At 66.3% G+C, this 25,681-nt stretch carries 23 protein-coding genes and 1 pseudogene; 21 read left to right on the forward strand and 3 right to left on the reverse strand.

The features are described from left to right. Window positions 1-450: 450 nt before the first annotated feature. From FQV39_RS30560 to FQV39_RS30610, 11 genes are all read left to right on the forward strand, one after another. Complete coding sequence (locus FQV39_RS30560) at window positions 451-2,019, forward strand: ABC transporter substrate-binding protein (protein WP_149134244.1); 1,569 nt, start codon at window positions 451-453, stop codon at window positions 2,017-2,019. Between the two features lie 46 nt (window positions 2,020-2,065). Continuing rightward, on the forward strand, window positions 2,066-2,965 hold the full coding sequence (locus FQV39_RS30565; RefSeq protein WP_248313554.1) for an ABC transporter permease: 900 nt from the start codon (window positions 2,066-2,068) through the stop codon (window positions 2,963-2,965). After that, window positions 2,958-3,923, forward strand: coding sequence for an ABC transporter permease (locus tag FQV39_RS30570; protein WP_149134246.1), 966 nt, complete (start codon window positions 2,958-2,960; stop codon window positions 3,921-3,923). Before FQV39_RS30565 ends, FQV39_RS30570 begins: the two co-directional genes overlap by 8 nt. Beyond that, a complete protein-coding gene (locus FQV39_RS30575; protein WP_149134247.1) occupies window positions 3,920-4,870 on the forward strand; it encodes an ABC transporter ATP-binding protein in 951 nt (316 codons plus the stop codon). Before FQV39_RS30570 ends, FQV39_RS30575 begins: the two co-directional genes overlap by 4 nt. A 1-nt stretch (window position 4,871) precedes the next feature. Then, window positions 4,872-5,861, forward strand: coding sequence for an ABC transporter ATP-binding protein (locus FQV39_RS30580; protein ID WP_149134248.1), 990 nt, complete (start codon window positions 4,872-4,874; stop codon window positions 5,859-5,861). After that, entirely contained in the window at window positions 5,858-7,966 is a 2,109-nt protein-coding gene (locus tag FQV39_RS30585) for a hydantoinase/oxoprolinase family protein (protein ID WP_149134249.1), read from the forward strand. The genes FQV39_RS30580 and FQV39_RS30585 overlap by 4 nt, the downstream gene beginning before the upstream one ends. Before the next feature lie 4 nt (window positions 7,967-7,970). Next, window positions 7,971-9,815, forward strand: coding sequence for a hydantoinase B/oxoprolinase family protein (locus FQV39_RS30590; RefSeq protein ID WP_149134250.1), 1,845 nt, complete (start codon window positions 7,971-7,973; stop codon window positions 9,813-9,815). Then, on the forward strand, window positions 9,812-11,023 hold the full coding sequence (gene alr, locus FQV39_RS30595) for an alanine racemase (protein ID WP_149134251.1): 1,212 nt from the start codon (window positions 9,812-9,814) through the stop codon (window positions 11,021-11,023). Before FQV39_RS30590 ends, alr begins: the two co-directional genes overlap by 4 nt. Then, window positions 11,016-12,092, forward strand: a complete 1,077-nt coding sequence (locus FQV39_RS30600; RefSeq protein WP_187640387.1) for a LacI family DNA-binding transcriptional regulator — start codon at window positions 11,016-11,018, stop codon at window positions 12,090-12,092. The genes alr and FQV39_RS30600 overlap by 8 nt, the downstream gene beginning before the upstream one ends. A 30-nt stretch (window positions 12,093-12,122) precedes the next feature. Further along, window positions 12,123-13,055, forward strand: a complete 933-nt coding sequence (locus FQV39_RS30605; protein WP_149134468.1) for a pyridoxal-phosphate dependent enzyme — start codon at window positions 12,123-12,125, stop codon at window positions 13,053-13,055. Window positions 13,056-13,119: 64 nt separating this feature from the next. Next, window positions 13,120-13,683 (forward strand): cysteine hydrolase family protein, encoded by a 564-nt coding sequence (locus FQV39_RS30610; protein ID WP_187640388.1) that lies wholly within the window; start codon window positions 13,120-13,122, stop codon window positions 13,681-13,683. Window positions 13,684-13,990: 307 nt separating this feature from the next. On the opposite strand, the gene FQV39_RS30615 is transcribed toward FQV39_RS30610, so the two are convergent. After that, window positions 13,991-15,112 (reverse strand): trans-sulfuration enzyme family protein, encoded by a 1,122-nt coding sequence (locus FQV39_RS30615; RefSeq protein ID WP_149134253.1) that lies wholly within the window; start codon window positions 15,110-15,112, stop codon window positions 13,991-13,993. Between the two features lie 127 nt (window positions 15,113-15,239). On the opposite strand from FQV39_RS30615, the gene FQV39_RS30620 reads away from it, so the two are divergent. From FQV39_RS30620 to FQV39_RS30650, 7 genes are read left to right on the forward strand one after another with little or no spacing between them, the layout of a single operon-like run. Beyond that, complete coding sequence (locus tag FQV39_RS30620; RefSeq protein WP_149134254.1) at window positions 15,240-16,430, forward strand: M20 metallopeptidase family protein; 1,191 nt, start codon at window positions 15,240-15,242, stop codon at window positions 16,428-16,430. A gap of 37 nt (window positions 16,431-16,467) precedes the next feature. Beyond that, window positions 16,468-17,334: a transporter substrate-binding domain-containing protein gene (locus FQV39_RS30625; RefSeq protein ID WP_149134255.1), complete on the forward strand. Its 867-nt coding sequence runs from the start codon at window positions 16,468-16,470 to the stop codon at window positions 17,332-17,334. Window positions 17,335-17,353: 19 nt separating this feature from the next. Beyond that, window positions 17,354-18,079, forward strand: a complete 726-nt coding sequence (locus tag FQV39_RS30630) for an ABC transporter permease (protein WP_149134256.1) — start codon at window positions 17,354-17,356, stop codon at window positions 18,077-18,079. A 3-nt stretch (window positions 18,080-18,082) separates the two neighbouring features. Beyond that, window positions 18,083-18,784, forward strand: coding sequence for an ABC transporter permease (locus FQV39_RS30635; protein WP_149134257.1), 702 nt, complete (start codon window positions 18,083-18,085; stop codon window positions 18,782-18,784). Then, window positions 18,781-19,551 carry an ABC transporter ATP-binding protein gene (locus tag FQV39_RS30640; protein WP_149134258.1) on the forward strand — a complete coding sequence of 257 codons (771 nt, stop codon included), beginning with the start codon at window positions 18,781-18,783 and terminating at the stop codon, window positions 19,549-19,551. Before FQV39_RS30635 ends, FQV39_RS30640 begins: the two co-directional genes overlap by 4 nt. A 10-nt stretch (window positions 19,552-19,561) precedes the next feature. Continuing rightward, window positions 19,562-20,266: a GntR family transcriptional regulator gene (locus tag FQV39_RS30645; protein ID WP_187640389.1), complete on the forward strand. Its 705-nt coding sequence runs from the start codon at window positions 19,562-19,564 to the stop codon at window positions 20,264-20,266. Between the two features lie 13 nt (window positions 20,267-20,279). After that, window positions 20,280-21,188 (forward strand): homocysteine S-methyltransferase family protein, encoded by a 909-nt coding sequence (locus FQV39_RS30650; protein WP_149134260.1) that lies wholly within the window; start codon window positions 20,280-20,282, stop codon window positions 21,186-21,188. A 259-nt stretch (window positions 21,189-21,447) separates the two neighbouring features. Here FQV39_RS30650 and FQV39_RS30655 read toward each other — a convergent pair. Continuing rightward, a pseudogene (locus tag FQV39_RS30655) lies at window positions 21,448-22,441 on the reverse strand (IS110 family RNA-guided transposase). Window positions 22,442-22,673: 232 nt separating this feature from the next. Continuing rightward, the gene (locus FQV39_RS30660) at window positions 22,674-23,564 is read right to left on the reverse strand and encodes a LysR family transcriptional regulator (RefSeq protein ID WP_149134261.1); all 891 of its coding nucleotides are present in this window, start codon (window positions 23,562-23,564) and stop codon (window positions 22,674-22,676) included. A gap of 112 nt (window positions 23,565-23,676) precedes the next feature. Here FQV39_RS30660 and FQV39_RS30665 point away from each other — a divergent pair, with 112 nt between their 5' ends. Genes FQV39_RS30665 through FQV39_RS30675 form a run of 3 tightly spaced genes read left to right on the forward strand, consistent with a single transcriptional unit; the run spans window position 23,677 to window position 25,672 of the window. Further along, a complete protein-coding gene (locus tag FQV39_RS30665) occupies window positions 23,677-24,333 on the forward strand; it encodes an HD domain-containing protein (RefSeq protein WP_248313555.1) in 657 nt (218 codons plus the stop codon). Window positions 24,334-24,343: 10 nt separating this feature from the next. After that, window positions 24,344-25,021 (forward strand): amino acid ABC transporter permease, encoded by a 678-nt coding sequence (locus FQV39_RS30670; protein WP_149134262.1) that lies wholly within the window; start codon window positions 24,344-24,346, stop codon window positions 25,019-25,021. Between the two features lie 3 nt (window positions 25,022-25,024). Beyond that, entirely contained in the window at window positions 25,025-25,672 is a 648-nt protein-coding gene (locus FQV39_RS30675; protein WP_149134263.1) for an amino acid ABC transporter permease, read from the forward strand. The last annotated feature ends 9 nt before the right edge of the window (window positions 25,673-25,681 follow it).

Raw genomic sequence — 25,681 nt, forward strand, 5'->3', positions numbered from 1 at the left:
TGTGCGAGATAATCGAGCGCGGAGACGAGCGACAAGGCATGTCCGCAGAGTTGGCGGCAAGCCCAGCGCCTATCCGCCTCTGAAGATGCAACGATTACTGCAAGGCGAATGTCCGCTCACAGGCACCGAACCAATCTCCGCTAACGACCCAAGTCGGACATTGGCCACTCGCTGACGCAGCGATCGAAAATGGCCCATTCCCGACGCTAAGGTCCGGTTTCGGGCAAACTGATCGGCCTGCCAGCAAAATGCCGAAGGTGTCACTTTCCAGACTTGAATTATGCTGGTCCCCGGCGGTCAGCTTCCCGTACGTCCCGCAACCGGGATTGAGAATTTCCGCGCATCACGGATCGCTGCCGATGCCGATCGAGCCCCAACCCTCTTGACAATGGATTCGCTTGGTGAAACGTTTCCAGTAACAAAGGAAACGTTTCCACAAGGGGGATCGCCATGGCTTCTGCCTCTCTCAATCGTCGTGTTTTTCTCCAGGGTGGAGCAGTCACCATTGGGGGGCTCGGTCATTCAGTCGCCGCACGAGCGGCCGATGAGCGCTCTCTGGTCGTCGCGATCCCGTCGAACCCCTCGACCTTCGACCCGATCAACCAGGGCAATCACGATGCCATGGTGGTCAATCAGCTGATTTTCGAGAACCTGATCGAGATCGATGGCGAAGGTCGCCGGCGCCCCATGCTCGCGAAGGCGATGCCGGCGATCTCCGTCGATCGAACCGAATATGTTTTCGAGCTACGCGACGACGTCACCTTCCAGAACGGCCAGCGGTTCACGGCGGAGGACGTGAAGTACAGCTACGACTACATGCTCGACCCGGCTCACAAGGCGCTGCGACGCTCGGTCTGGACGAATATCGAATCCGTCGATGTCCTGGATCGTTACAAGGTGCGCTTCAAGCTGAAGACGCCTTTCCGGCCCTTCCTCGACTACATGACCAAGTATATGGGGATTTTTCCGGCGGGAAGCCGCGAGAAATACGGCAACGAGGTTTTCCAGCAGAAGCCCGAGGGGCTTGGAACCGGGCCCGGCATCTTCGTCTCGGCGCGGTCCAACGATGTCGTCGAGTTCCGCTGCAATCCGAATTACTGGCGCAAGGACAGCATCGCCTGGGACCGGCTGCGCGTGCGGATCGTCTCCGAGGAGGCGGCCCGGATCGCTGCGCTGCTATCGAAGTCGGTGCACATCATCGGTGCGCCCCCCGTCCGCGACTATGTTCGCCTGCGGCAGGCCAAGGCGCAGGGCATCACTGGCGGCAGCCGCCCGGCGCTCGGCAGCATGATGCTGATGATCCACAACACGCGCAAGCCGCCGTTCGACGACCCCAATTTCCGCAAGGCGGTCTCGCTGGCGACCGATCGCAAGACCATCGCCGAGAAGATCTTCAACGGCCTGGTCGAGCCTTCGGCGGTGCCGGCGCCGGCCTCGGCCTGGTGGTACAACGCCAAGGCGGCCGAAGGGCTGGCTTTCAATCTCGACCAGGCAAAGGCCTATCTCGCCAAATCCCGCTACGCCTCCGGCGCCGAGTTCGAGCTGCTCTATTCGTCGCAAGGCTATCTGCTGGATGTCGGCGATGCGGCCCTGTTCATCCAGGCCTCGCTGGCGCGGCTGGGCATCAAGGTGAAGCTCCAGCCGCTCGAGACCGGCCAGCTGATCGAGCAGGTCTTCGCCGGCAACCAGACCTCGGTGCTGATGGCCGTGATCGGCCCGTCCGACCCGACCTTCATCATCCAGGGCATCTACACGCCGAACCAGGTGATGACCCGCAGCTCCGGCTACAGCAGCGAGCGGCTCAACACCCTCCTGGCCGACAGTTTCCGCGTCGACGACGAGCCGTCGCTCGGGCCGATCCTCGCCGACATGCAGACGATCCTGGCAGAGGATTCCCCCTCGACCTGGATCGGCGCGATCCACAGCTTCAACCTTTGGCGGACCAATGTGCAGGGATTCGAGCCCAATACAGGGATCACGCTTCGCCTGACCGACGTCGCCCCGACCGACGCGCGCTGAGGCAAGGACCATGTGGTTCGCAGGTCGGATAGCCAGCAGCCTTGGGGTGCTCATCGTGGTTAGCGCGGTGCTGTTCGCGCTGACGCGGCTGACGCCGTTGTCGCCAGCGCGGATCGTGCTCGGCGCCGATGCCACCACCGAGCAGATCCAGGCCTTCGAGCATGATCGCGGTCTCGATCGCAGCCTGCCGGCGCAGTATTCGGCCTGGGTCGCGCAACTGCCCCGGTCAGGGTTCGGGCAGTCCTACATCACCGGGCGCTCCATCGATCTCGAGCTGCTGGAGAGCCTGCCGGTGACGGTGGAGCTGGTGGTGGTCACCTTCCTGCTGACCCTGGCCGGCGCGATTCCGCTCGGCCTCATCGCTGCGCTGACCGAAGACCGCTGGCCGGACCATCTGATCCGCATGCTGTCGCTGATGGCCGTGTCGGTTCCGGGGTTCTGGCTTGCCCTGATCCTGATCCGCGTCTTCGCTGTCAGGCTGGGCTGGGTGCCCCCCATCGGAATCACGCCGTTCGCCGAAGGCTGGCACGCCCATCTCGCCTCTCTGGTGCTGCCGGCTCTGTCGATCGCGCTCTATTATATCGGCGCGCTGAGCCGCCTGATGCGTGCCGCCGTCATCGAGGTCCTGGGGCAGGACTATGTCCGCACCGCGCATTCGCTCGGCCTGAGCCGGGGCCTAGTGGCCCGCTACGTGGTCAAGAACGCGCTGCCGCCCTTCGTCAGCGTCGCCGGCATGTCGTTCGGCTATATGTTCGGTTGGGCGATCATCATCGAGCTGGTCTTCAACATACCCGGCCTGTCGCGGGCCTTGCTGACGGCCATCACGCAGCGCGACTACCCGATGATCCAAGCCACCGTTCTGGTCGTCACGGCGATGTTCATCGTCTCGAACCTTGTCGCCGATCTCATCCAGAGGCTGATCAACCCGAGGCTGCGACATGCTTGACGTCGTGCGCTCCACGGAAGCTGCGTCCGCGGCTAAAGCCGCCGGAGCCAGGTGCTCGCGTCCGCTCTCCGCGCTTGCCGATCTCGTGCGCCGCCTTGCCGGAACCCGGATCGGCCTGGTGGGCCTGGTGATCGTCGGCTTGCTCTGCCTGGCGGCGTTGTCGGCGCCCTGGCTCCCGCTGCACGATCCGCTCGACCTGATGATGGAGCATCGGCTGGAGCCCCCGGGCGCGTCGTTCCTCCTCGGCACGGACGAGATGGGGCGCGACATCTTCGCCAGGCTCGTATGGGGCGCGCGTGGCTCCCTGATGATCGGCGTGCTGACCGTCGCGATCGGGCTCTCGGGCGGCCTCCTGGTCGGAACCCTGTCCGGCTATTACAGCGGGACGCTGGTCGAGAGTGTCCTGCTCGGCCTGATGGACATCTTTGCGGCGATACCGCTGCTGGTCTGGGCCATCGCGATCGTCGGCATCTTCGGCACCGGGCCGGTGCAACTGGGCCCGCTCCTGCTCCCGAACGAAGCCAAGATCATCGTGCTCGTCGGGTTGCTGTTCATTCCCGGGCTGGCGCGCGTCACCCATGGCCTGGCCCTGGCCGAGGCCAAGGCGGACTATGTCGCGGCGCGGCGCCTGCAGGGCGCAGGGGCGTGGTCGATCATGACCAGCGATATCCTGCCCAACATCCTCTCGCCGATCTTCGTCCAGGCGAGCGTGCTGATCGGCATCGGCATCATCATCGAGGCATCGCTGAGCTTCATTGGCCTCGGCGTGCAGCCGCCGACACCGAGCTGGGGCGGCATGCTGGCCGATACGCGTTCGCTCGCCTTCTCTGACGAATGGTGGGTCGCGACCTGGCCGGGCCTGGCCATCTTCCTGGCCGTGATCGGCTTCAATCTGGTCGGCGATGCGCTCCGCACCGTGCTCGATCCACGGCGGCGTGACGGAGGGCCGGCGCTATGACCGCTCCCGCACTGTCCCTCACCGACCTCTCGATCGCCTTCGGTCCCGAGATCGCCGCCCGGAAGGTCGTCCACGGGGTGACGCTTCAGGTCATGCCCGGCGAGAAGCTGGCGATCGTCGGCGAGTCCGGTTCGGGCAAGAGCGTCACGGCGCTCGCCGTCATGCACCAGCTCGGACGCGGCGGCCGCATCGTCGGCGGCGCGATGCACCTCGACGGCGAGGATATCACCAGCCTGCCCGAAAGCGCCTGCCGCGAGCTGCGCGGTCGCAAGGTGGCGATGATCTTCCAGGACCCGATGACCGCCCTCAATCCCGCCTTCACGGTCGGCCGGCAACTCTCGGACGCCATCCGCAGCCATGACGACCCCGGCCGCAAGGCGGCACAACAGCAAGCCGAAGAACTCCTCGCCAAGGTCGGTATCGACGATCCGCGCCGGCGCAGCAGCCAATACCCCCACGAGCTCAGCGGCGGCATGCGCCAGCGCGTCCTGATCGCGATGGCGATCGCCTGCCGGCCGCGGCTGCTGATCGCGGACGAGCCCACGACCGCGCTCGATGTCACCGTTCAGGCGCAGGTGGTCGCGCTGCTGCGCGATATCTGCGCCAGCTCCGGGATCGCCCTGCTGTTCATCTCGCACAATCTCGACCTGGTGGCGGAGTTCTGCGACCGGATCGCGGTGATGTATCGCGGCCGGATCGTGGAATCTGGCAGTGCCGAGGCGATCTTCAGCGCGCCGCGCCATCCCTATACGCGCCTCCTGCTGGACGCCGTGCCGCGGCCAGGCCGTCCGTTGCGGACGGCTGTCCCCGCCCCCCTGGCCGAGAGCCCGGGCGAGGGTGCTTGCGACTACTTCTCCCGCTGCCGCCTGGCGGATGCGGATTGCCAAGTGCGGCCTGCCCTGCGGGGCGCGGGGACGCATTTGAGCGCCTGCTGGCGGAGCGCCTGAGATGAGCTACGCACAGGGATCCGCAGCACCGCTTCTGGCCGCCACGAGCGCCGGCCGACGCTATCCGCTCGCACATTCGCCGCTGGCGCGCCTATTCGACCGGCGCACCACGCCCGCTTTGTCAGGGGCGAGCCTCGACGTGCACGCCGGCGATGTCCTCGGGATCGTCGGCGAAAGCGGCAGCGGCAAGTCGACGCTCGCGCGCCTACTCGTCGGCCTCGACCGCCCGAGCAGTGGCCAGGTCCTATTCGAGGGGCGGGATCTATCCTCGTTCACGGCTGCCGATTGGCAGCGTTTCCGAAACCGTGTCCAATTCGTGTTTCAGGGGGCGCACACGGCGCTCAACCCCCGCAAGACCGTTGCGCGCAGCTTGAGTGAAGCCTTCCCGGAGCAGCCTGCGCCGGGCGCGCTCAATGCCCTGCTGGCGCAGGTCAGCCTCGGGCCGGAGCTACTCGACCGGCTGCCGCATCAATTATCGGGTGGACAGAAGCAGCGCATCGGCATCGCCCGGGCTCTCGCACGCCAGCCGGAGGTGCTGATCGCCGACGAGCCGACATCAGCGCTCGACGTTTCCGTGCAGAGCGAGATCGTCGCGCTGCTGCAGCAGCTGCATCGCGACCGGCGCCTGACATTGGTGATCATCAGCCACGATCTCGGGCTCGTCGGGGCGTTCTGCGACCGCGTGCTGGTCATGTATGCCGGGCGCATCGTCGAGACGGGGCCTGCTGCGCAGATCCTGGCGGAACCGGCGCATCCCTATACGCAGCGCCTGGTCGCCGCCATTCCGCGCGGGCTCGCCGGGCGCGGCCGTCCGGCCGAACCGCCGCTTTCCGAAGCCGCCCGCCATGGCGGCTGCCCGTTCGAACCCCGTTGCAGCAACCGGATTCCGATCTGCGCGCAAGCCGAACCGCCCGAGGTCGTCCTCGGCGATCGGCTCGTCGCCTGCCACCTCGCGCCAGCTCGGTCCATCATCGCGGAGACCAATCCATGACAACGCGCTCGTTTCGCGTCGGCGCCGATATCGGCGGCACCTTCACCGACATCACATTCCTCGAAAACGGCGAGACGGTTCATTCCTTCAAGCACCCGTCGACGCCGGACGACTACAGCCGCGGCATCGTCGACGGCATCCTGGCGCTGCTCGAACGCATCGGCGGCAGGGTGAGCGAGATCGAGGAGGTCGTGCACGCCACGACCGTCGCGACCAACGCCATCCTGGAAGGCAAGGGCGCCACGACCGCACTGCTGACGACGCGCGGCTTCCGGGACGTCCTCGAGCTCGGCCGGCTGCGCATGCCCGAGCTCTACAACCTCAACTACGAGAAGCCGACGCCGCTGGTGCCACGCCACAGGCGCTACGAAATCCCAGAGCGCATCGGCGCGCATGGCGAGGTCGTCCTGCCCCTTGACGAGAAGGCGGTGGCCGAGGTGGCGCGCCGCATCGCCAGCGAAGGCACGCGCGCCGTCGCGGTGAGCTTCCTGCACGCCTATGCCAATCCGCAGCATGAGCGGCGGACCTGCGAGATCCTGACCGAGATCCTCGGCCCGGATGTCTTCGTCAGCTGCTCCAGCGATGTCCTGCCGGAGATCCGCGAATACGAGCGAACCAGCACGGTGGTGGTCAACGCTTATCTCGGGCCGGTCGTGCGTTCCTATCTGCGTGCGTTGACGACCCGGCTGCGCGAGGCCGGCATCCACGCTCCGCTGCAGGTGATGCAGTCGAGCGGCGGCGTGATGAGCGCGCTGGCGGCGAGCGAGAAGCCGGCCTGCATCATCGAGTCCGGCCCTGCGGCCGGGGTCATCGCTGCGGCCCGCATCGGCGCGGCCGGCAGCTCCAGCGATATCATCACCATCGATATGGGCGGCACCACCGCCAAGGCCGCGATCATCGAGCAGGGCCAGCCCGCGCGCACCACGGAGTACGAGGTCGGCGCCGGGATCAACATTTCGAGCAAGCTGATCAAGGGTGGCGGACATGCGGTGAAGCTGCCCTTCATCGACGTCTCGGAGATCGGGGCCGGCGGCGGCAGCATCATCCGGGTCGATGCCGGCGGCCTGATCCAGGTCGGCCCCGACAGCGCCGGCGCCGTTCCGGGCCCGGCCTGCTATGGGGCGGGCGGATCCCGGCCGACGCTGACCGATGCGCTCGTCACGCTCGGCTACATCAATCCGGAATACATCGCCGGCGGCGCCGTGCGCCTCGACGCCGCTCGTTCCCGGCAGGCGCTCAGCGAGCAGGTCTGCGCGCCGACGGGCCTCAATCTCCAGGCCGCGGCGCATGGCGTCTACGCCATCGCGGCATCGACGATGATGCGCGCCGTCAAGGCGGTCTCGACCTATCGCGGACGCGATCCGCGCGATTTCACCCTGTTCGCATTCGGCGGCAACGGCCCGGCCGTGGCGGCCGAGATCGCCCGCCTCCTCGACATGAAACGCGTCGTCGTCCCGTCTCATCCTGGCGTCTTCAGTGCGCTCGGGTTGCTCTATTCGACGACCGAGCACGACCTGATGCAGACCTATTTCTGCGCTCTGGATGGCATCGATTCCGACGAGCTCGACATTGCCTATCGCAAGCTCCAGACCAGCATGATCGCTGGTCTGGAGGCAGACGGGTTCGCCAAGGACGACATCGAGATCGACCGGCTCGCCGACCTGCGTTACGCCGGGCAGGCCTATGAGCTGACGATCGCGGTCGCCCGCCATCCTGACGGGGCAATCGATATCGCGGCCACGAGCGAGGCCTTCCATCGTGAGCATGAGCTGACCTACGGCCATGCCTCGGCGGGCGATCCGCTCGAAATCGTCAACATCCGCGTCACCGGTCGCCCTCAGGGCGAGAGCGCCACGGCCTACCGGCCGTCGGCCCCTCAGCCACTTGCGGCATCGCCCAGTACCCAGCCGGCGCGGACCTGCTGGTTCGGCGCGGAATGGGGCCATCTGCCGACGCCGGTCATCACCCGCCGAGACCTCGCCGCCGGCGATCGCCTGAGCCCGCTGATCGTCGAGGAATACGACGCCACCTGCGTCGTGCCGCCCGGCTGGACCGCGGGTCTGGATGAATTGGGCAACCTCGTGCTCACAGCCTCCGAAAGGTAACGCCATGCTCGCCACCAATTCTGTTCCCGATCGGACGCGCTCCGATCCGGTGACGTTGGAGATCGTCAAGAACGCCCTGGCCTCAATCGCCGACGAGATGGCGCTCGTCATCCTGCGCAGCGCCTATTCGCCGATCGTCCGGGACTCGATGGACTATTCGACGGCGCTCTGCGACCGGGACGGGCTCATCATCGCGCAGGGCCTGACTAATCCCGTGCATCTCGGCTCGTTCCCGAGCGTGATGGCGAATATCCTCAAGCGCTTCGGTGGGACGATGCAGCCAGGCGACGGCTACATCACCAATGATCCCTACGGCGCCGGCGGCATGCATCTGCCGGATGTCTACCTGGTCAAGCCGGTCTTCCATGACGGCGAGGTCGAGGGCTTCGTCGCCAGCCTCGTCCACCACACCGACCTCGGCGGCATGGCGCCGGGCAGCATGGCGCTCCATGCGACAGAGATTTTCCAGGAGGGTCTGCGCATCCCGCTGATCAGGGCGATGCGCGAAGATCGGATGGACGAGAACCTTCTCGCCTTCCTCGAGGTGAACTCGCGCATTCCCGATCAGGTCCTGGGCGACCTGCGGGCGCAGATCGCCGCCTGCGCCGCGGCGGAGCGCGGTTTCGGCAAGGTACTCGCCAAATATGGTGCGCTGCCGATGCGTGGCATGTTGGCCGAGCTGCACGACTATGCCGAGCGTCTCGTACGCGACGAGATCCGTGCGATGCCCGACGGCGTCTACGAGGCCGAGGATTTCATCGATGGCCTCGGCGAGGTCGGTGGCCCGATCCGGTTCAAGGTCGCGATCACGGTCGCCAGCGACGAGATCGAGATCGACTGGACCGGAACCAGCGGGGAGGTGCCGGGCGCCATCAATGGGCCGGTCGCGATCACCTATTCGGTCGCCTATGCTGCATTGCGCTGTGCCGTTCAGGCGGCGGTGCCGAACTGCGAGGGCTATGCCCGCCCGGTTCGGGTCGTGGCGCCGCTCGGCACCATCGTCAATCCGCGTCCGCCAGCCGCCTGCGCTGCGCGCGGCGTCATGGCCTATCGGATGCTCGACGTGCTGTTCAATGCCTTCGCCCAGATCGTGCCCGACCGGATGCCGGCCGCCGGCGAGGGCGGCCCTTCGGCGATCTCGCTGAGCGGCGTCCATGACGGCAAGGCCTGGCTGATCACGGACGGAATCCTCGGAAGCTGGGGCGGCCGTGCCACCAAGGATGGCGTCGATGGGATCGCCAACCCCGGCGCCAACCTGTCGAACATGCCCGTGGAGCTGATCGAGGCGCGCTATCCGCTGCGGATCGAGAGCTATGGCCTGGTTGCCAATTCGGGTGGTGCTGGGCGACGCCGCGGTGGCATGGCGATCACGCGGTCCTATCGCATCCTTGGGAAGACTGCGGCCCTCACTGTCCGCTCGGACCGCCGCGCGCATCTGCCACCGGGGCTGTTCGGCGGGTGCCCGGGATCGCCGTCCCTCAATGTTCTCGATCACGATGGCAAGGCCGATCTCCTGCCGGTGATGCCGATGCGGACGCTTGCGCTGCACGAGGGCGATCTCTTCACGCATGTCGCGCCCGGCGGCGGCGGCAATGGCGACCCGCTGGAGCGCGATCCGGCGCATGTGGCGGCCGATGTACGTGACGGGCGCTTCACCGAGGCATTTGCGCGCGATGTCTATGGCGTCGTGATCGGTGCGGATGGCCGCGTGGATCCCAGCGCGACGAAGGCCCGCCGCGATCGCCTGGCGGCCGATCCTTCCGGGCTGGCTGCCGCCCAACTTCGTCTGTTCATGGACCGCAATCGGAGCGTGGCCTCGAACACCGAACGAAAAGGAGAGGCGGCATGACCGTGCATGCAGCATTGGCGGGTTACGATCCCGCCCAGACGCGGACGGACTGCCTCCGGCACGATCGCGCTCGCTTGCTACGCCCGAGCTGGGCGGAGCTCGATTTTGGCGCGCTGAGCCGGAATGTCGCCGCGACGCGCAAACGGGTCGGCCCGGATGTCCGCATCTATTTCGTCTGCAAGGGCGACGGTTTCGGCTTCGGAGCCGCCGCGGTCGCGAAGGCTGCGGAACGGGCGGGTGTCGATGGCTTCTGCGCAGGCAGCCCGGATGAGGTCGTTTCGATCCGCAGCACCGGGACGACGCTCCCGGTCCTGCTGTTCGCCTCCACCATCCCGGCCGACCTGCCGGCCGCGGCGCGGCTCGGTGCCACGGTGACGGTGCAGAGCATCGCCGATGCGGAGGCGGTGATCGCCGCGGGCGAAGCGATCGAGGTCTTCGTCGAGGTCGATTGCGGTCTCGGCCGCTATGGTTTGCGCCGCGAGCAATGGCCGGGCGTGCTGCAGCGCCTTCGCGCCGCTGGTCATGTCGCGGTTCGGGGCCTGTACTCGCATTTGAGCGCGCCGGACGATCCCGCAACGAGCAGGGATCAAGCCGCACTCTTCCGGCAGGCGGCGGCCGATGCCGCCGCAGCCGGGCATGACGATCTCACCCTCATGCTCGCATCGAGCCGTGTGGTGCTGGCCTATCCCGACATGCTCTTCAATGCGGTCGATCCCGGGCGGCTGATCTATGGCGGAGGGCTCGACGAGAACTGGATGGAGATCGGCGCTCTCTCGCCTTTGCTCAAGGCCGTGAAATCCCGGATCATCCAGATCCAGGAGCACCCTCCCGGCACCGTGCTCGGCATAGGCTATGGCGCGCCGATCGCCATCGCGCACGGCATGCGCACCGCAGTCGCGCCCATCGGCTTCTGGGACGGGCTGAACCATATCCCGCCACTGGGCGAAGTCCTGATCCGCGGCCGGCGCTGTCCTGTGCTGGGCCGCCGGACCTTCCAGCATTCGGTCCTCGATGTGACTGCGCTCGGCGATGTCGCACTCGGTGACGAGGTCGTCGTCCTCGGCCGGCAGGGAACCGAGGAAATCTCGATCCACGATCTCGCCAGGGCAATCGGCATTCCCGTCATCGAACTGGTTCCCCGGCTCGCACGGTGCTTGCCACATGTGTATGTCGATGAGGCGCAGGAGAGGGGCGGTCCGGGTGAGTGAGGAAAGGGCGGGGCAAGCGACGAGCGAGCCCAGGACCGTCACGATCAAGGATGTCGCCAGCCGGGCCGGGGTCGGCCTCGGCACCGTCTCGCGCGTCCTCAACGGAAACGAGAATGTCGCGCCCCAGTTGCGCGACCAGGTCTTCCGGGCCGTTCAGGAGCTCGGCTATCGTCCCAACTCCGTGGCCCGCTCCATGCGGCTCGGCAAGAGCTACGCCGTGGGCTGCCTCGTCACGGATATCCGGCAGCCGATCGCGGCCGAAATGATCGCAGCGGCGGAGACGACGCTCGGCCGGGCCGGCTACACGCTGATTGTCGCGAGCACCCATTTCGACAACGGGCGCGAGGCCGAGATTTTATCGTTGATGCAGAACCGCGTCGTCGACGGCATGCTTTTGACCGTCAATCGCGACAACGACCCGGATGTGGCGCAGCGGCTCGCCGCGATCAACATCCCGATGGTGCTGTGGGAACGCAGCCCGAGCGGCGGCTTCGATACCGTTCTGACCAAGCATCGGGACGGCGCCCGCAGCGCGACCGCTCATCTCCTCGAACTGGGACACCGCGAGATCGCGCTCGTCGCCGGTCATCTCGACACATGGGTCGGCCGGGAACAAAAGGCGGGCTTCGATGCCGCGTTCGCAGACCACGGGCTTGAGGCGGCGGCAGGTCTCGTCTTCGAGGTCGGTCTGTTCAAGATGCGCGAACTGGAGGCGTTATGCCGCCGGGAACGGCCGATCACGGCCATCATCGCCAATATCGACGAGATCCCCGGGATCCTGCGCTTCTGCGCGAAGCGCGGCCTGATGCTGCCGCGCGACCTGTCGATCGTCTCGATCGGTGACGCCAGCATCCTGGAAGTCATGACGCCCTCGATCACGGCGGTACGCGGCAACGGCACGAAAGTGGCGCAGCTCGCAGCCAATCTCCTGCTGAAGAAAATGTCCGACAAGCAGCCCGAGACCGTGCCGGAGCGTCTCACCGTCGGGATGCAGCTCAAGGTCCGGCGTTCCACCGCTCCTTTGGGCACGGGTGGCGAGAATGGCTCGGGCCGCCAGGGGCGTGTCTGAGCCCGATCGCTCATGATGGAGAAGACCGGGGTGCCCCTCCATGTCAGAACGCCTACCTGCTACTCACTGGCTCTCTCCCGCGCGAGCGGCCGCAAGGTCTGGCTGAAGCTTGAATCTCTCCAGCCCACGGGATCGTTCAAGCTCCGCGGCATCGGCCTTGCGTGTCAGCACCATGCACGGCACGGTGCCAAACGCTTCGTCAGCTCCTCCGGGGGCAACGCCGGGATCGCCGCCGCCTATGCCGGGCGCGAGCTTGGCATCCCGGTCACGGTGGTCGTTCCCGAGACGACACCGGCAAGGGCGCGGCGCCGCATCTCCGACATGGATGCCGAAATCCTTGTGCATGGCGCCTCCTGGCAGGAGGCGAACGAGCACACGCTCGCGATGCTGGGAGACGGCGATGCGTTCATCCACCCTTTCGACGACCCGGTGGTCTGGTCAGGGCATTCGACGATCATCGACGAGGTGGTCGAGGATGGCGTGCGGCCTGACCTCGTCGTTCTCTCCGTCGGCGGCGGAGGATTGCTCAGCGGCGTCGTCAAAGGCCTGCAGCGCCACGAGCTGACGACCCCCGTTCTGGCCATGGGGACGACCGGTGCCTCCTGCCTTGCCCAATCGGTTGCCCGCAAGGAACGCATCGTCCTGCCGGCGATCGACAGCATCGCGACCTCGCTCGGCGCCCGCCAAGTCGCGGAGCATGCGTTCGCCCTGCTGTCGAAGCATCGCATCGGCTGCGCCGTGGTGTCGGATCTTCAGGCGGTCGATGCCTGCCTGCGTTTCCTCGACGATCATCGCATTCTCGTCGAGCCGGCCTGCGGGGCGAGCATCGCTGCGATCTACGAGCAGGTGGCCGAACTCGCCGATTTCCAGAACATCCTGGTCATCGTGTGTGGTGGGGCGCTCGCGAGCGTGGAGCAGTTGACGGCATGGCGTCGCAGCCTTCCTTCAACGAATGCGTCCTGAGTTCAGGTCAAGCTGCGCGTACGACGTGTGAGGCCTGGCTCAAATCTAGCGATGGATGATTGCGATGACGGTCGATTTCCAGGACAGCTTCATCGAGCGGGCAGCCCTCGTCGTCATGCACTATCAGGTGGATGTGTTCGACATCCTGTTCGGCGAGCAGCCATCGCCCCTGCTGGATCGTTGCAACGCCTTGATCCGGCGCTGGCGCTCGACCGGCCGGCCTGTGTTCTTCCCGAATTTTTCCTTGGGCGCAGGCTATGAGCATGCACCGCCGGCGAGCAACCGCCAGATCACCCCTTATCTCCCGAGCGGGCGATTTCGGACCGGGCTGCCTGTCACAGGGTTAGCCGTGAAGACAGGAGATCTCTTCTACGCATGTCCGCGCGCCAGCGTCTTTCATGGCACGTCACTCGACGCGGATCTCAGGACGCGCGGAGTAAGCACCCTCGTCATGGCTGGGATAAGCACGACCGGCGTCGTTCTTTCGAGCGTCGCCTGGGCCTGCGATGCGGATTACGATATCCGCCTGGTCGAAGACTGCTGCTACGATCCTGACCAGGACGCGCATGAGGCGCTGTTCCGCTCTGGTTTTGGAGGGCGCGTGCAGGTGGTGAGCGGGGTGCGTTGAGAGCTGACCCGGTTTAACTGAACAGTTTCCGGGCTCTTGCTAAGTGGGTTTCGGCCTTGGTTATGCCGCAGCGGCGATTGGCAGCAGCGCGTTGAAGTAAGTTGGTCCGGCGTTTGCCGGGCCAAGCCCTGGTGCCGCTTCAGGGGCTGAATCGTACTGTCAGTGCGTGCCCCTGCATGTCTGCTTCCGGGCGATCGCCTAGAGTCGGCTATTGGCGCATTGCGCCTCTAAGCTCTCTCAGCCGACGTAAAACCAACGGCGATGAAGGACTCTGCAAGCCTGTTCGAGGTCGTGGCCTCCGCAAATGTCAGCCGTTGGTGCAGAGCATCTGCCGAAGGTCTTCGTGGAGATCATCTTGATCCTCCAATCCGATCGACAACCGTACCAGCCCCGGTGGACAGTCGGACGCCTCTCCTTCTGTGCTTCGCCTGTGTTCGATGAGGCTTTCGGGCGATCCGAGCGAGGTTGATGAACGGAATATCTTGGCGCGGGAGCACAGGGCAACGGCTGCCGCGGCATCATCGAGCTCGAAGGAGAGCATGCCGCCGAAGCCGCCCTTGAACTGGCGGCGGGCCAGTTCGTGCTGGGGGTGCTGCGGCAGGCCCGGATAATGCACGGCCCGCAGCTGGGGCTGGAGCGCAAGCCATGAGGCCAGCGCCCAGGCCGTCTTGGAGACGCGTTCCATCCTGAGTGCCAGGGATCGCATGCCGCGCAGGAGGAGCCAGCCCTCGAAGGGCGGCAGGATGCTGCCTTGCGCCTCGCGGGCCGCTACGATCTCACGCCACCACGCATCGTTCTCTGACGCGACGAGGACGCCGGCGACCAGATCGCCATGGCCGTTGAGATACTTCGTCGCCGAATGCAGCACGAGATCGGCGCCCAGCGTCAGCGGCCGGCAGAGCACCGGGGTCGCCGCCGTCGCATCGACCAGCAGCCTGGCGCCGTGACGATGCGCCAGCGCTGCCAGCCCAGCAATATCCGGCACCCGCCAGAGCGGGTTGCTTGGGCATTCGGCCCAGACCAGACGTGTCGGCGCGGCAGCGAGACTCCGGTCGACCGCATCGAGATCGCAGAGATCGACTTGCTCCAGTCCTAAGCCGAAGCGTGAGGCGAACGCGCCGATGATGCGCCCGAACTCGTAATAAAGGCCGCGGTCGATGAGCAGCCGATCGCCCGGCCTGAGGGTCGCGAGCACAGCCTGAGCAGCAGCCGCGCCCGCCCCGAAGGCAGCCGCCGCCTCGCCACCATCGAGCTGGCGAAGAATGGTCTCGATAAGTGTCGCTCCGCTGTTTTCCGAGCGGGCATAACCCATCGCGCCGTCGCCGCCCGGTCGTCGATGGGTCACGCCAGGATGGATCGACGGTACCAACCCGCCTGTCGAAGGATCGGCGACGTGATCGAGCTGGGCGAGAATGGTTGCAGCGTGCATTGAGAAGATTCTGCTCCAAGGGCGGCCCACTTTAGAAGCTCGTTGTCGATTGTCGATCCTCGATCCGATTGCGATGGCTAAGGATCTGTGCGACGTTCCGCCTCCCTTACCGTCCGTCAGAGCTGAGATGACCGCCGACCGACCCAACGATCCCGCCGCCGATATCGAGCGACATGTCGCGGCCATCGAACCGCAACTGATCGCGGTCCGGCGCGATATCCACGCCCATCCGGAAATCGGTTTCGAGACGGTGCGGACGGCCGAGCTTGTCGCGCATGAACTGGAGCGCATCGGGCTCGCGCCCCGGCGTGGCGTGGGACGCACCGGCGTCGTCGCGGAGATCGCCGGCGGGTCGCCTGGTCCTTGCCTGCTGATCCGTGCCGACATGGACGCGCTGCCGATGCAGGAGCGGACGGGCCTGCCCTTCGCCAGCACCATCCCCGGCAAAATGCACGCCTGCGGCCATGACCTGCACACGGCGACCTTGCTCGGTGTCGCCTCAGTGCTGCAGACGATGGCACCTCAGCTGCGAGGCAGCGTGCGGCTGGTGTTCCAGCCGGCGGAGGAGACGGTGGAAAGCGGAGCCGCCGCCATGATCGCCGACGGCGCTGCCGACGGCGCCGCCATCGCGCTCGCTTTCCACAACCGGCCCGAAATGCCGGTCGGCCGCTTCGGCTATGTCCGGGGAGCGTCCACAGCATCCAGCGACGAGTTCGACGTGATCGTGCGTGGCAAGTCGGGCCACGCGGCCCGTCCGCATTCCGCGCTCGATCCGATCGTGGCGGCGTCGGCGATGGTCATGCAGCTCCAGACCGCGATTTCGCGCGTCATGGACCCGACGCACTCGGCGGTGCTGACGATCGGCCACATCCAGGGTGGCTCGACGCACAACATCATCCCCGACAGCTGCCTCTTCCAAGGCACAGTCCGCTGCCGCTCGACTGAGAGCCGCGATACGATGGAAGCCGCCTTCCGCCGCATCTGCGAGGGTGTCGCCGCCTCCATGGGCGTCACCTGCGAGATCGACTACAAGCGCGGCGCTCCGGCGCTGATCAACGACGATAAGGTCGTCGATGCGGTGATCGGCTCGCTGAGCGCTCAGTTCGGCGCCGGCCGGATCGGCCACCTCGAGGGTCGCTTCGGCGCCGAGGATTTCTCCTATTTCTCGGAGCGCATTCCATCCTGCCAGCTACTGGTCGGCTCATCTCAGCCCGGCCGCGACGACCGGGTCCACAATTCCGATTACCAGCCCGACGAGCGCTGCATCGGGCTCGGCGTTGCGGCGCTTTCCCGCACCGCGCTCGACATCCTGTCCTGATCCCCGCCATTTTTGACAAGGCACCGGAGACCTCGCCATGACGATCACACGCTCCGATTTCTTCAAGCTCGGCCTCGGCGCCGCGGCCGGCCTGGCGCTTGGCGCCACTCCCCGCTCCGCCGCTGCAAAGGAGTGGAAGCTCATCCGCGTCGCCACCGAAGGCGCCTTTCCTCCCTACAACATGCACGCCCCCGATGGACGTCTGATCGGCTTCGAACCAGATCTGCTGCAGGAGCTCTCCGCCCGCATGGGCGTGAAATGCGAGATGATCGCGCAGGCCTGGGACGGCATGATCGCCGGCCTGACCGACGGCAAATACGACGCCATCATGGACGCGGTTTCGGTCACGCCGAAGCGCGAGGAGGTCATCGCCTTCTCCCGCCCCTATGCCTCGGCCGGATCGGGCTTCGCGATCATGAAGGAAGGAAGCATCAAGTCGCTGCCCGGCACGGGCGCGCCGCGTGTCCCCTTCGCGGATGAGGCCGTCGCGAAGAAGGCGATCGAGGAACTCGCCAAGCCGCTGGCCGGCAAGACCGTCGCCGTGCAGGTCTCCACCATCCAGAACGATGTCCTCAATCGCTACTTCAAGGATGTGCTGACCATCCGCACCTATTCGTCCGGGCCTGACACATTCCTCGACCTCAAGAGCGGCCGGGTCGACGCGGTGATGGCCTCCCAGATCAACATCCAGGCCAACGCCAAGAAGTCGAACGGCGAGATGATCCAGTCCGGTTATCTCTTCACCGGGGGCCTTCTGGGCGTCGGGTCCGCGGTCGGTCTGCGCAAGGGCGACCCGGAGCTCAAGGAGATATTCGACAAGGCGCTGAAGTCGACCATCGATGACGGCACGCTGAAGAGGCTGGCGCTGAAGTGGTTTGAAATGGACATCACGCCCGCGAGCTGACCGGGACGAGTGTGACGGGATGGACGACAGCCTGACATTGCTGGGCTTCGGCCCGGAGGGTTGGGGCCATGCGCTCCTGAACGGCGGGCTGATGACGCTCGCTGTGTCGGCCGGTGCCTTCGCGCTCGGCCTCGGACTGGGCACCTTGCTTGCCTGGGCCCGGATCGCCGGGCCAGCGCCGGTGCAGCGTCTCGCGCAGGGCTACGGCGTCGTCATGCGCGGCATCCCGGACCTGCTGGTCATCTATCTGTTTTATTTCGGCGGGCGGCAGGTCGCCTCCGCCGTCGCCAAGCAATTCGGCCACGCAGGCCCGGTCGAGATCAGCGGCTTCGCGGCCGGTTGCCTCGCCATCGGCCTTCTGTCGGGCGCCACACAGGCGGAGGTGCTGCGCGGCGCCTTCCACGCCATTGCGCCGGGTACGCTCGAGGCGGCGCGTGTCACCGGCATGAGCCGCTGGACGATGTTCCGGCGGATCATTGCGCCGCTCGCCCTGCGCCCTGCGCTGCCGGGCCTGGGCAACCAATGGCAATCCGTCATCAAGGAATCGGCCTTGGTCTCGGTCACCGGGCTGGTCGAGACGCTGCGCGCCGTGACGGTGGCGGCGAATTCGACCGAGTTGCCCTTCCTGTTCTTCGTCGCCGGCGGGGCGATCTATCTCGTCATCACCACCATTTCCGGCTTCCTCTTCCGCATCGCCGAATGGCGTTCCATGCGCGGGCAGCCCGCCGCGGCCGGACGAGGCTGAGCGATGGATTTCGTCTTCATCGCCCAGGTCTTTCCCAAGCTGCTTGCCGGTCTGCCGCTGACGTTGCTGCTCGCCGTGCTGTCGCTTCTCGGCGGAGGCCTCATCGCGCTCGGCCTCTCGGGGCTACGGGCATCATCATGGATTGGCGCACGCATCGCCGATTTCTACGTCTACATCTTCCGCGGCACGCCGCTGCTGATCCAGATCTTCCTGATCTATTACGGGCTTGCCCAGTTCTCGGCCGTGCGCCATTCCGTATTCTGGCCGTTGCTGCGCGAGCCCTATGTCTGCGCCCTGCTTTCGCTGATGCTGAACGACGCCGCCTATACTTCCGAGATCCTGCGCGGAGGCTTGCGGGCCGTGCCTGCCGGAGCGATCGAGGCAGCCCGTGTCGCGGGTATGACGCGCCTGACGATGCTGCGCCGCATCGTCCTTCCTCTCGCTTTCCGCCAGGCGCTACCGGCCTATGGCGCCGAGATCACCAGCATGGTCAAGGCGACCTCGCTGGCGAGCGTCGTCACGCTGATGGAAGTGACCGGCATCGCCCGCGCGGAGGTGTCGGAAACCTATCGTGCCATGGAAATCTTCCTTTGCGCGGCGGTGATCTATCTCGTGCTGGTGACGGTGATCGCGCGGGCGGTCGACCTGCTCGAAAACCACCTCACCCCCTATCGCCGCCCGACCAGCGCACGGAGCGTGGCATGAAGCCGATCACGGTCAAGCTGACCCACATCCGCAAGAGCTTCGGCGGCCATGAAGTGCTGCGCGGGATCGATCTCGCCGCACGCGACGGCGATGTGACCGCGATCATCGGCGCGAGCGGCTCCGGCAAAAGCACCCTGCTGCGCTGCATCCCGCTGCTCGAAATCCCGGATCAGGGCGAGGTCACCGTCGGCGATGCGCAGATCCGCATCAAGGATGCCGGCCACCGTTTCTCGCGCACCGAGCGGCAGACCGTCCGCCGGCTGCGCGGCCAACTCGGCTTCGTCTTCCAGAGCTTCAATCTCTGGCCGCATATGACGGCGCTTCAGAACGTGATGGAGGTACCGCTGCACGTGCAGGGCCGTCCCCGCGCCGGATGCCGCGAAGAGGCCGAAGCGATGCTCGCCAAGGTCGGCCTCGCCGACAAGTTCGATGCCTGGCCGGCGCATCTGTCCGGCGGCCAGCAGCAGCGTGTCGCCATCGCCAGGGCCTTGGCAATGCGGCCGCGCGCGCTGCTCTTCGACGAACCGACCTCGGCCCTCGATCCCGAGCTCGTCGGCGAGGTGCTGCGCGTCATCCGGGCCTTGGCCGAGGAAGGGCGGACCATGCTGATCGTGACCCATGAGATGGCCTTCGCGCGCGAGGTCTCGAACCACGCCATCTATCTGCAGGATGGACGCATCGAGGAGCAGGGCCCACCTGAGCAGGTCTTTCTCGATCCGCAATCCGAACGCACGCGCCGTTTCGTTGGCATGCAGCGCGGAGGCTGAGGACGTCATCATGCCTCTGTCAAGCGACCAGCAGCCGATCGAGCGGCTCAGCCTCGCGGATGTGGCGATGCGCCGCCTGCGCGACGAGATCGTGCACGGCCGGCTCGAGCCGGGCGAGGTGCTGACCGAGATAGCTCTGGCGGCCCGGCTGGGCGTCGGGCGCGGCACGGTGCGCACGGCGCTGTTCGCACTGGAAGCCGACGAACTCATCGTGCGCGCGCCCTATTCCAACTGGCGCGTCGCCAGCCTCGACGATCAGGTCATCTGGGAAATCTACACGCTGCGCGAGGCGATGGAGGGGCTCGCCGCCCGCATTCTCGCCGAACGGGCCGAGCCGCGGTCAAAAACTGCTCTCGCCGCCGCCTTCGCACAACTGGCGCCAGCAGAAGCGGGTTCGGTCGATGAGCGTGTCGCAGCCGATCTCGGTTTTCACCGTGCGATCGTCGAGACGACCGGCCACCGCCATCTGATCAAGCGCTACGGCGCGCTCTCGACCAAGATGGAATGGCTGTATCGCTGGTCGGAAACGCATTGGCCGGCGCGCTTCCCGCTCGTAGACGATCATCGCGCCCTGTTTGAGAGCGTGATGCGCGGCACGCCCGACGAGGCGGAACGCGCCGTACGCACCCATATCGACCCCAGCCTTGCGGCCGATCTCGAGGGATATCGGAGTCTCATGGCGGCTGGCGGCACAGTCTCGGAAACGCATTCATGAAGAGCGGTCGGTGATGGCGGATCAGGTGATCGTGCTTGATGGCGGGATGGGCCGCGAACTCAAGCGCATGGGCGCTCCGTTCCGCCAGCCCGAATGGTCCGCGCTAGCGCTGATCGAGTCGCCGGAGACTGTGGTCGCGGCCCACCGCGCCTTCATCGAGGCCGGCGCCGAAGTCATCACGACCAACAGCTATGCGGTTGTGCCCTTCCATATTGGAGAGCAGCGCTTTGCGCAGGACGGCGCGCGGCTGGCCGCTCTTTCGGGCGAACTCGCGCGGCGTGCCGCCGATGAGGAGTTTCAGCGCCGCGGGCGTACTGTCAGGGTAGCCGGATCGCTCCCGCCACTGTTCGGCTCCTATCGGCCTGATCTCTTCGACGCCAAGCGAGCCCCCGCCATGCTGGCTATGCTGATCGAGGCGCTGCTGCCTTCCGTCGATCACTTCCTCGCCGAGACGCAAAGCTGCATCGAAGAAGCGTTGGCGGCCTGCGTGGCGGTCGTCCCCACGAGCAAGCCGATCTGGATCTCTTTCACACTGCAGGATGCGTGCGGTGTCGGCGGCCTGCCGGCACTCCGCTCCGGCGAAAGCGTCGCGGAGGCCGTCGCCGCTGTCCGAAAGGCTGGAGCCGCCGCTGTGCTCTTCAACTGCAGCCTGCCGGAGGTGATGGGCCCGGCTGTCGATGTCGCGCGCTCCGTGCTCGGCGATACCGTCCCGATCGGCGTCTATGCCAATGCCTTCCCGGAAAAGACCGGGAACAGGGCGGCCAACGAGGGCCTCAGCGACCTGCGCGACGATGTCGGGCCTCAGACCTATCGCGACTTTGGACGAGATTGGCGCCGCCGCGGGGCACGCATCATCGGCGGATGCTGCGGCATCGGCCCGGATGCGATCTGCGCGCTTCATACCGAATTCAAAGCCGATTGAACGTCCGCTTCTCTAATCGGGCAGATGGGTCAAGCTCGGATTGCACCTCTGTGCCGGGGTCTCGTTCACGCGGGTCACGCTTCTCTTCGCAGTCTGGTGGCTTCTGTCGAGCGAAGCCGCTGCACGCATGCATCGGATAGGGTCTGGAGAGCCTCGCTGTTGGACGCGCTTTGAAGTGCAGCAGACGTTTGCGGCTTCATCCATCCCGTCGTCCGCGTGGGACGATCCCGGCCATGATCGCTGGAAAGCTGTGGTCAGGTCATGCTGCAGCCTCCGATCCCAGGCGGAAGTCGGTACCGTCGGCCCACATGCGATGGAGCAGGACCGCAATCTTGCGGGCGACGCCGACGATAGCGCGCCGACGGCCCTTCGTCTTCATGAGCCTGACACCCCAAGCCTTGAGGCTCGACCAGGTGATCGAGCGCATCAGCATGGCGTTTGCGGCGGCGTAGAGCGTCGCCCGGACGTCTGCGTCACCTGCGTGCGAGATCCGGCCCGGATTGTCCGTCTCGCCAGATTGGAAGCGCCGCGGCGTCAGGCCGAAATGGGCCCCGACCGTCCGAGAGCTCTTGAAGCGGGCGGGATCGTCCACGGCGGCCTTGAAGCTGAGGGCGGTGATCTCACCAACGCCTGGCACGGTCATGAAGCGTCGGCAGATCGCATCTTCGCGCGCGGCCCGCTTCACCCGCCGATCGAGCTCGGTGAAGGTCTCGAAGAGCATTGCTCGTGCCTCCAGCATCGGCAGGAGCGCATGGCTGAGCGCAGGGTCGGTCTCGATCGTCTCGCGAACAGCAGCATCGAAAGCCCCTCGGGAGAGTCGAAGAGGCAGCACCACGCCGAAGATCCGCAACAGGCCGCGGATCTCGTTCTCGAGGTCAATGCACTTGCGCTGCATCACCTTGCGGCTCGTCAGTAGCGCTCGCATGTGGTGGCTCTCGATGCTCTTCACGTGCACTCGGCTGTACCATCCCGACCTGAGGATCTGGGCCGCGAGCGTCATGCTTGTCCGCGACCTGGCGCGCTTCCATGCAGACGACGTCGTAGCCAGCCTCCGTCAGTCCGTAGGTGATGGGCTGCGTCAGCGCGCCGGCCTCAAACCCGACCTGATGGATCGGCTGACCGAACGCCGCGAGGCAAAGAAGGACATCGGGCACGTCGGAGCGCACCGAGCGCTCCAAGCAAATCGTCCCGTCATGGTCGATGATGCAGATCGCCACCGAGCGCAGCGACACATCCAGCGCAGCGTAGAACATCGCGACACCCTCCCTCTTGGATCTGCTGAGATCCTAATGGGAGCTTGCACCCTCGCGGGTCCGCCCGATTACGCATGCTCCTGGCGCAGCTTGCATGTCTGGCAAATCGCCAACGCCGATCATGACTTCGACGCGGCGAGCCATTCAGCGGAATTTGCATGATAATCGAGCTCCCGGATGCGTGGAGCTGAGCGAAGCACCCATTTGCGGCCCGACTGCTTGCAAACCGACGTCAGTCACAAAAGGCGTGCCGGCCGGCCACGGCACGGATGGCATCGGTCGCGGCCGGAATGACCGGATCGAGAACGCCGACCGGGACGCCGATGAAGACGTCCTGCGGGGCTACCGGCTCGATCTCGCCCAGGACGCACAAGGTCCCGGCCTTGACGGCCGCTTCGACCAGCTTGACCGGCATGACGCCAATGCCGGCACCGGCCGTCACGAGCCCGACGATGGCGGGCATGCTGTTGCAGATGCTGAGCGTCGGCATGTCGATGCCGGCATCGCGGAACCAGTCGGCGATGATGGTGCCGACATTCGACGGCGGCGGCGTGGAGAAGATGCGCTGGCGCGACAAGGCGCGGGCATCTTGGACGATGCCGCGATAATGCGGCGTCGCGATCCAGGCGACGTTCAGCGCACCGAGGCGCAGATAGCGCAGGCCGGCGATGCTCGGCGGCGTCGAGACGACGGCGATGTCGAGCTCGCCGGCATCGAGCTTCAGCGTCAGGCTGTGACTGAGGTCGACCACCACCGAGACGGCGAGCCTCGGATGCCGCTCGGACAGGTCCCGGAGCAGGTCCGGCAGGCAGATGGCCGCGAAGGCGTCCATCACGCCGAGTCGCAGCACGCCGCTCACCGGGCTGTCGCGCCCGAGATGCTCATGCATCTCCTGCATCAGGCTGACGAGCCGTTCGGCATAGGCGAAGACCGCCTGGCCCTGCGGTGTCAGGCGTACCGGCTGGTCGCTGCGAACCAGCAGCGGGCGGGCGATCTGGCGCTCCAGCTCCTTAACCCGGTAAGTCACGGTCGGCTGCGTCACATTGAGCCGCCGCGCCGTCGCGTGGAAGCTACGCAGCTTCGCCACCCAATAGAAGGCCTCGATCAATTTCAGGCTTGTCATCGGCGATCCGATACAATGGCTCTATCAGCCTAGCCGTATTTTCGATTGGAAACCAGGAAAGGGCTGGGCTTAGGCTCCGCTTCCAAGACGCGCCAGACAGCCGAGGTTCTTCGTGCCGACCCTGCCCGAATCCGAATTGAGCAACGTGCCGCCGCAGGTCCGGGCGAGCATCCTGGAGGACCTGCCGGAGATCCTCGGCATCGGCGACGAGGCGCTGCGCGAGGCCGTCATCCGCGCCTGGGCCCTGTCGCTGCGCGACTCCTCGTTTACCCGCATCTCCGACATGCCAGGTGAGGGCGCGCCCAATCATTTCGTGCTGCACCAGGGTTCGCAGGAGCTGCATCTGCGCGGCGTCGCCAAGCTTGCCATGGCGATCGTCGACGAGTTCACCTCGACCTTCCCGCAAGTCGAGATCGACCGCGATCTCGTGCTCGCCGGCGCGCTCTGCCACGATATCGGCAAGTGCTGGGAATGCGACCCGGTCAACCTCGCCCGCTGGCAGGAGCGGCCCGACCGGGCCGGCTATCCCTCGCTGCGCCACTCCGTCTACGGCGCCCATATCTGCCTGGCGGCCGGGCTACCGGAGACGATCGCCCATATCGCGCTCGGCCATTCGATGGAAGGCCAGCACATCAAGGTCAGCACCGAATGCATGATCGTGCGCTGGGCCGACAATTCCTGGTGGTACAGCGCGGCGGCGCTCGGGCTCTGCCGCGCCGACAGTCTCTCGGCCGCCGGGCCGATGATGACGCCGCGGCCGCTACCGTGATCGCGGCGTGATGACCGGCTATTCGCTCACCTTCGGGCCTGTCCTCGAGCGATGGCCGCCTCTGGTGGACGGGCTCGTCCTGACGATGCTGCTGACGCTGGTCGGCATGCTCCTCGGTACCGGCGCGGGCCTTATCATCGCGTTGGCGCGACGCTCGGCGCATTGGCCGCTGCGCTGGCTCGCCCGAGGCTATGTCGAGATCTTCCGCAACACGCCGCTGCTGGTGCAGCTCTTCGTCATCTATCTCGGCTTGCCTTCGCTCGGCATCCGCCTCTCGCCGGTCGCGGCGGCTTTCGTCTCGCTGGTGCTGAACAACGCCGCCTACACCGGCGAGATCATCCGCGCCGGGCTGGCCGGGACGCCGCGCGGGCAGATCGAGGCGGGAAAGAGCCTGGCGCTGCGGTCTTGGCAGATCCTCGCCTTCATCGTGCTGCCGCCGGCACTGGCACGCGTCTATCCGGCGCTGGTCAGCCAGAATGTGCTGCTGATGCTGTCGACCGGCATCACCTCCGCCATCGGCGCTCAGGAACTGACCGCCGTCGTCTCGGACATCAATTCCGACACCTTCCGCAGCATCGAGGCCTTCTCGGTCGCGGCGGGGCTCTACCTTCTCCTCAACTATTTGCAGCGGCTCCTGCTCTGGCTGCTGGGGCTGAGGCTGTTCCGCGGCAGCCGGGTCTGGGCCTGAACCATGCGCAGCATCGGCGTCAACGAGCTGACCTATATCGTCCTGGCGCTGCGCTGGACGCTGCTCCTGTCGCTGCTGGCGCTCGCCGGCGGGGCTGCCTTCGGCGCGCTGCTCACCGGGCTCGGCCTCAGCCGCAGCACGCTCGTGCGGCGCTGCCAGATGCTGTTTGTGCAGTTCGTGCAGGGCACGCCGCTGCTGATCCTGTTGCTGATCGCCTATTTCGGGCTCAGCGCCGTCGGCTTCGACATCGGCGCGCTGCTGTCGAGCGCGCTGGCGCTCACACTCTATGCCGGCTCCTATTTCTCGACGATCTGGCTCGCCGCGATCCGCGCGGTGCCGCCCGGCCAATGGGAGGGCGCCTCCGCGCTCGGCCTGTCGCGCTGGCTCAGGATGCGGCTGGTCGTGCTGCCGCAGGCGCTGCGGACCGCGCTGGCGCCGAGCTGTGGCTTCGTCGTCCAGGTCATCAAGAACACCTCGCTGGCCTCGATCGCCGGCTTCATCGAACTGACCCGCGCCGGCCAGATCGTCAGCAACGCGACCTTCCAGCCGCTGCTCGCCTTCAGCGCAGTGGCGGCCGCCTATTTCGTGATGTGCCTGCCCTTCACCCTACTGTCCGAATGGTTGGAGCAGCGTCAGGCCCGCTCCCACTGAAGCCCGTAG

It is taken from the genome of Bosea sp. F3-2 (assembly GCF_008253865.1).
In the GTDB taxonomy this organism is placed as follows: Bacteria; Pseudomonadota; Alphaproteobacteria; order Rhizobiales; family Beijerinckiaceae; genus Allobosea.

What these genes read in the sequence shown, in the direction of transcription:
- FQV39_RS30590 (WP_149134250.1), top strand. Translation starts at nt 7,971, where the DNA reads ATGCTCGCCACCAATTCTGTTCCCGATCGGACGCGCTCCGATCCGGTG.
- FQV39_RS30645 (WP_187640389.1), top strand. Translation starts at nt 19,562, where the DNA reads ATGCCTCTGTCAAGCGACCAGCAGCCGATCGAGCGGCTCAGCCTCGCG.
- FQV39_RS30575 (WP_149134247.1), top strand. Translation starts at nt 3,920, where the DNA reads ATGACCGCTCCCGCACTGTCCCTCACCGACCTCTCGATCGCCTTCGGT.
- FQV39_RS30585 (WP_149134249.1), top strand. Translation starts at nt 5,858, where the DNA reads ATGACAACGCGCTCGTTTCGCGTCGGCGCCGATATCGGCGGCACCTTC.
- FQV39_RS30650 (WP_149134260.1), top strand. Translation starts at nt 20,280, where the DNA reads ATGGCGGATCAGGTGATCGTGCTTGATGGCGGGATGGGCCGCGAACTC.
- FQV39_RS30580 (WP_149134248.1), top strand. Translation starts at nt 4,872, where the DNA reads ATGAGCTACGCACAGGGATCCGCAGCACCGCTTCTGGCCGCCACGAGC.
- FQV39_RS30560 (WP_149134244.1), top strand. Translation starts at nt 451, where the DNA reads ATGGCTTCTGCCTCTCTCAATCGTCGTGTTTTTCTCCAGGGTGGAGCA.
- FQV39_RS30675 (WP_149134263.1), top strand. Translation starts at nt 25,025, where the DNA reads ATGCGCAGCATCGGCGTCAACGAGCTGACCTATATCGTCCTGGCGCTG.
- FQV39_RS30630 (WP_149134256.1), top strand. Translation starts at nt 17,354, where the DNA reads ATGGACGACAGCCTGACATTGCTGGGCTTCGGCCCGGAGGGTTGGGGC.
- FQV39_RS30670 (WP_149134262.1), top strand. Translation starts at nt 24,344, where the DNA reads ATGACCGGCTATTCGCTCACCTTCGGGCCTGTCCTCGAGCGATGGCCG.
- FQV39_RS30660 (WP_149134261.1), bottom strand. Translation starts at nt 23,564, where the DNA reads ATGACAAGCCTGAAATTGATCGAGGCCTTCTATTGGGTGGCGAAGCTG.
- FQV39_RS30640 (WP_149134258.1), top strand. Translation starts at nt 18,781, where the DNA reads ATGAAGCCGATCACGGTCAAGCTGACCCACATCCGCAAGAGCTTCGGC.
- FQV39_RS30625 (WP_149134255.1), top strand. Translation starts at nt 16,468, where the DNA reads ATGACGATCACACGCTCCGATTTCTTCAAGCTCGGCCTCGGCGCCGCG.
- FQV39_RS30610 (WP_187640388.1), top strand. Translation starts at nt 13,120, where the DNA reads ATGACGGTCGATTTCCAGGACAGCTTCATCGAGCGGGCAGCCCTCGTC.
- FQV39_RS30620 (WP_149134254.1), top strand. Translation starts at nt 15,240, where the DNA reads ATGACCGCCGACCGACCCAACGATCCCGCCGCCGATATCGAGCGACAT.
- FQV39_RS30615 (WP_149134253.1), bottom strand. Translation starts at nt 15,112, where the DNA reads ATGCACGCTGCAACCATTCTCGCCCAGCTCGATCACGTCGCCGATCCT.
- FQV39_RS30570 (WP_149134246.1), top strand. Translation starts at nt 2,958, where the DNA reads ATGCTTGACGTCGTGCGCTCCACGGAAGCTGCGTCCGCGGCTAAAGCC.
- alr (WP_149134251.1), top strand. Translation starts at nt 9,812, where the DNA reads ATGACCGTGCATGCAGCATTGGCGGGTTACGATCCCGCCCAGACGCGG.
- FQV39_RS30635 (WP_149134257.1), top strand. Translation starts at nt 18,083, where the DNA reads ATGGATTTCGTCTTCATCGCCCAGGTCTTTCCCAAGCTGCTTGCCGGT.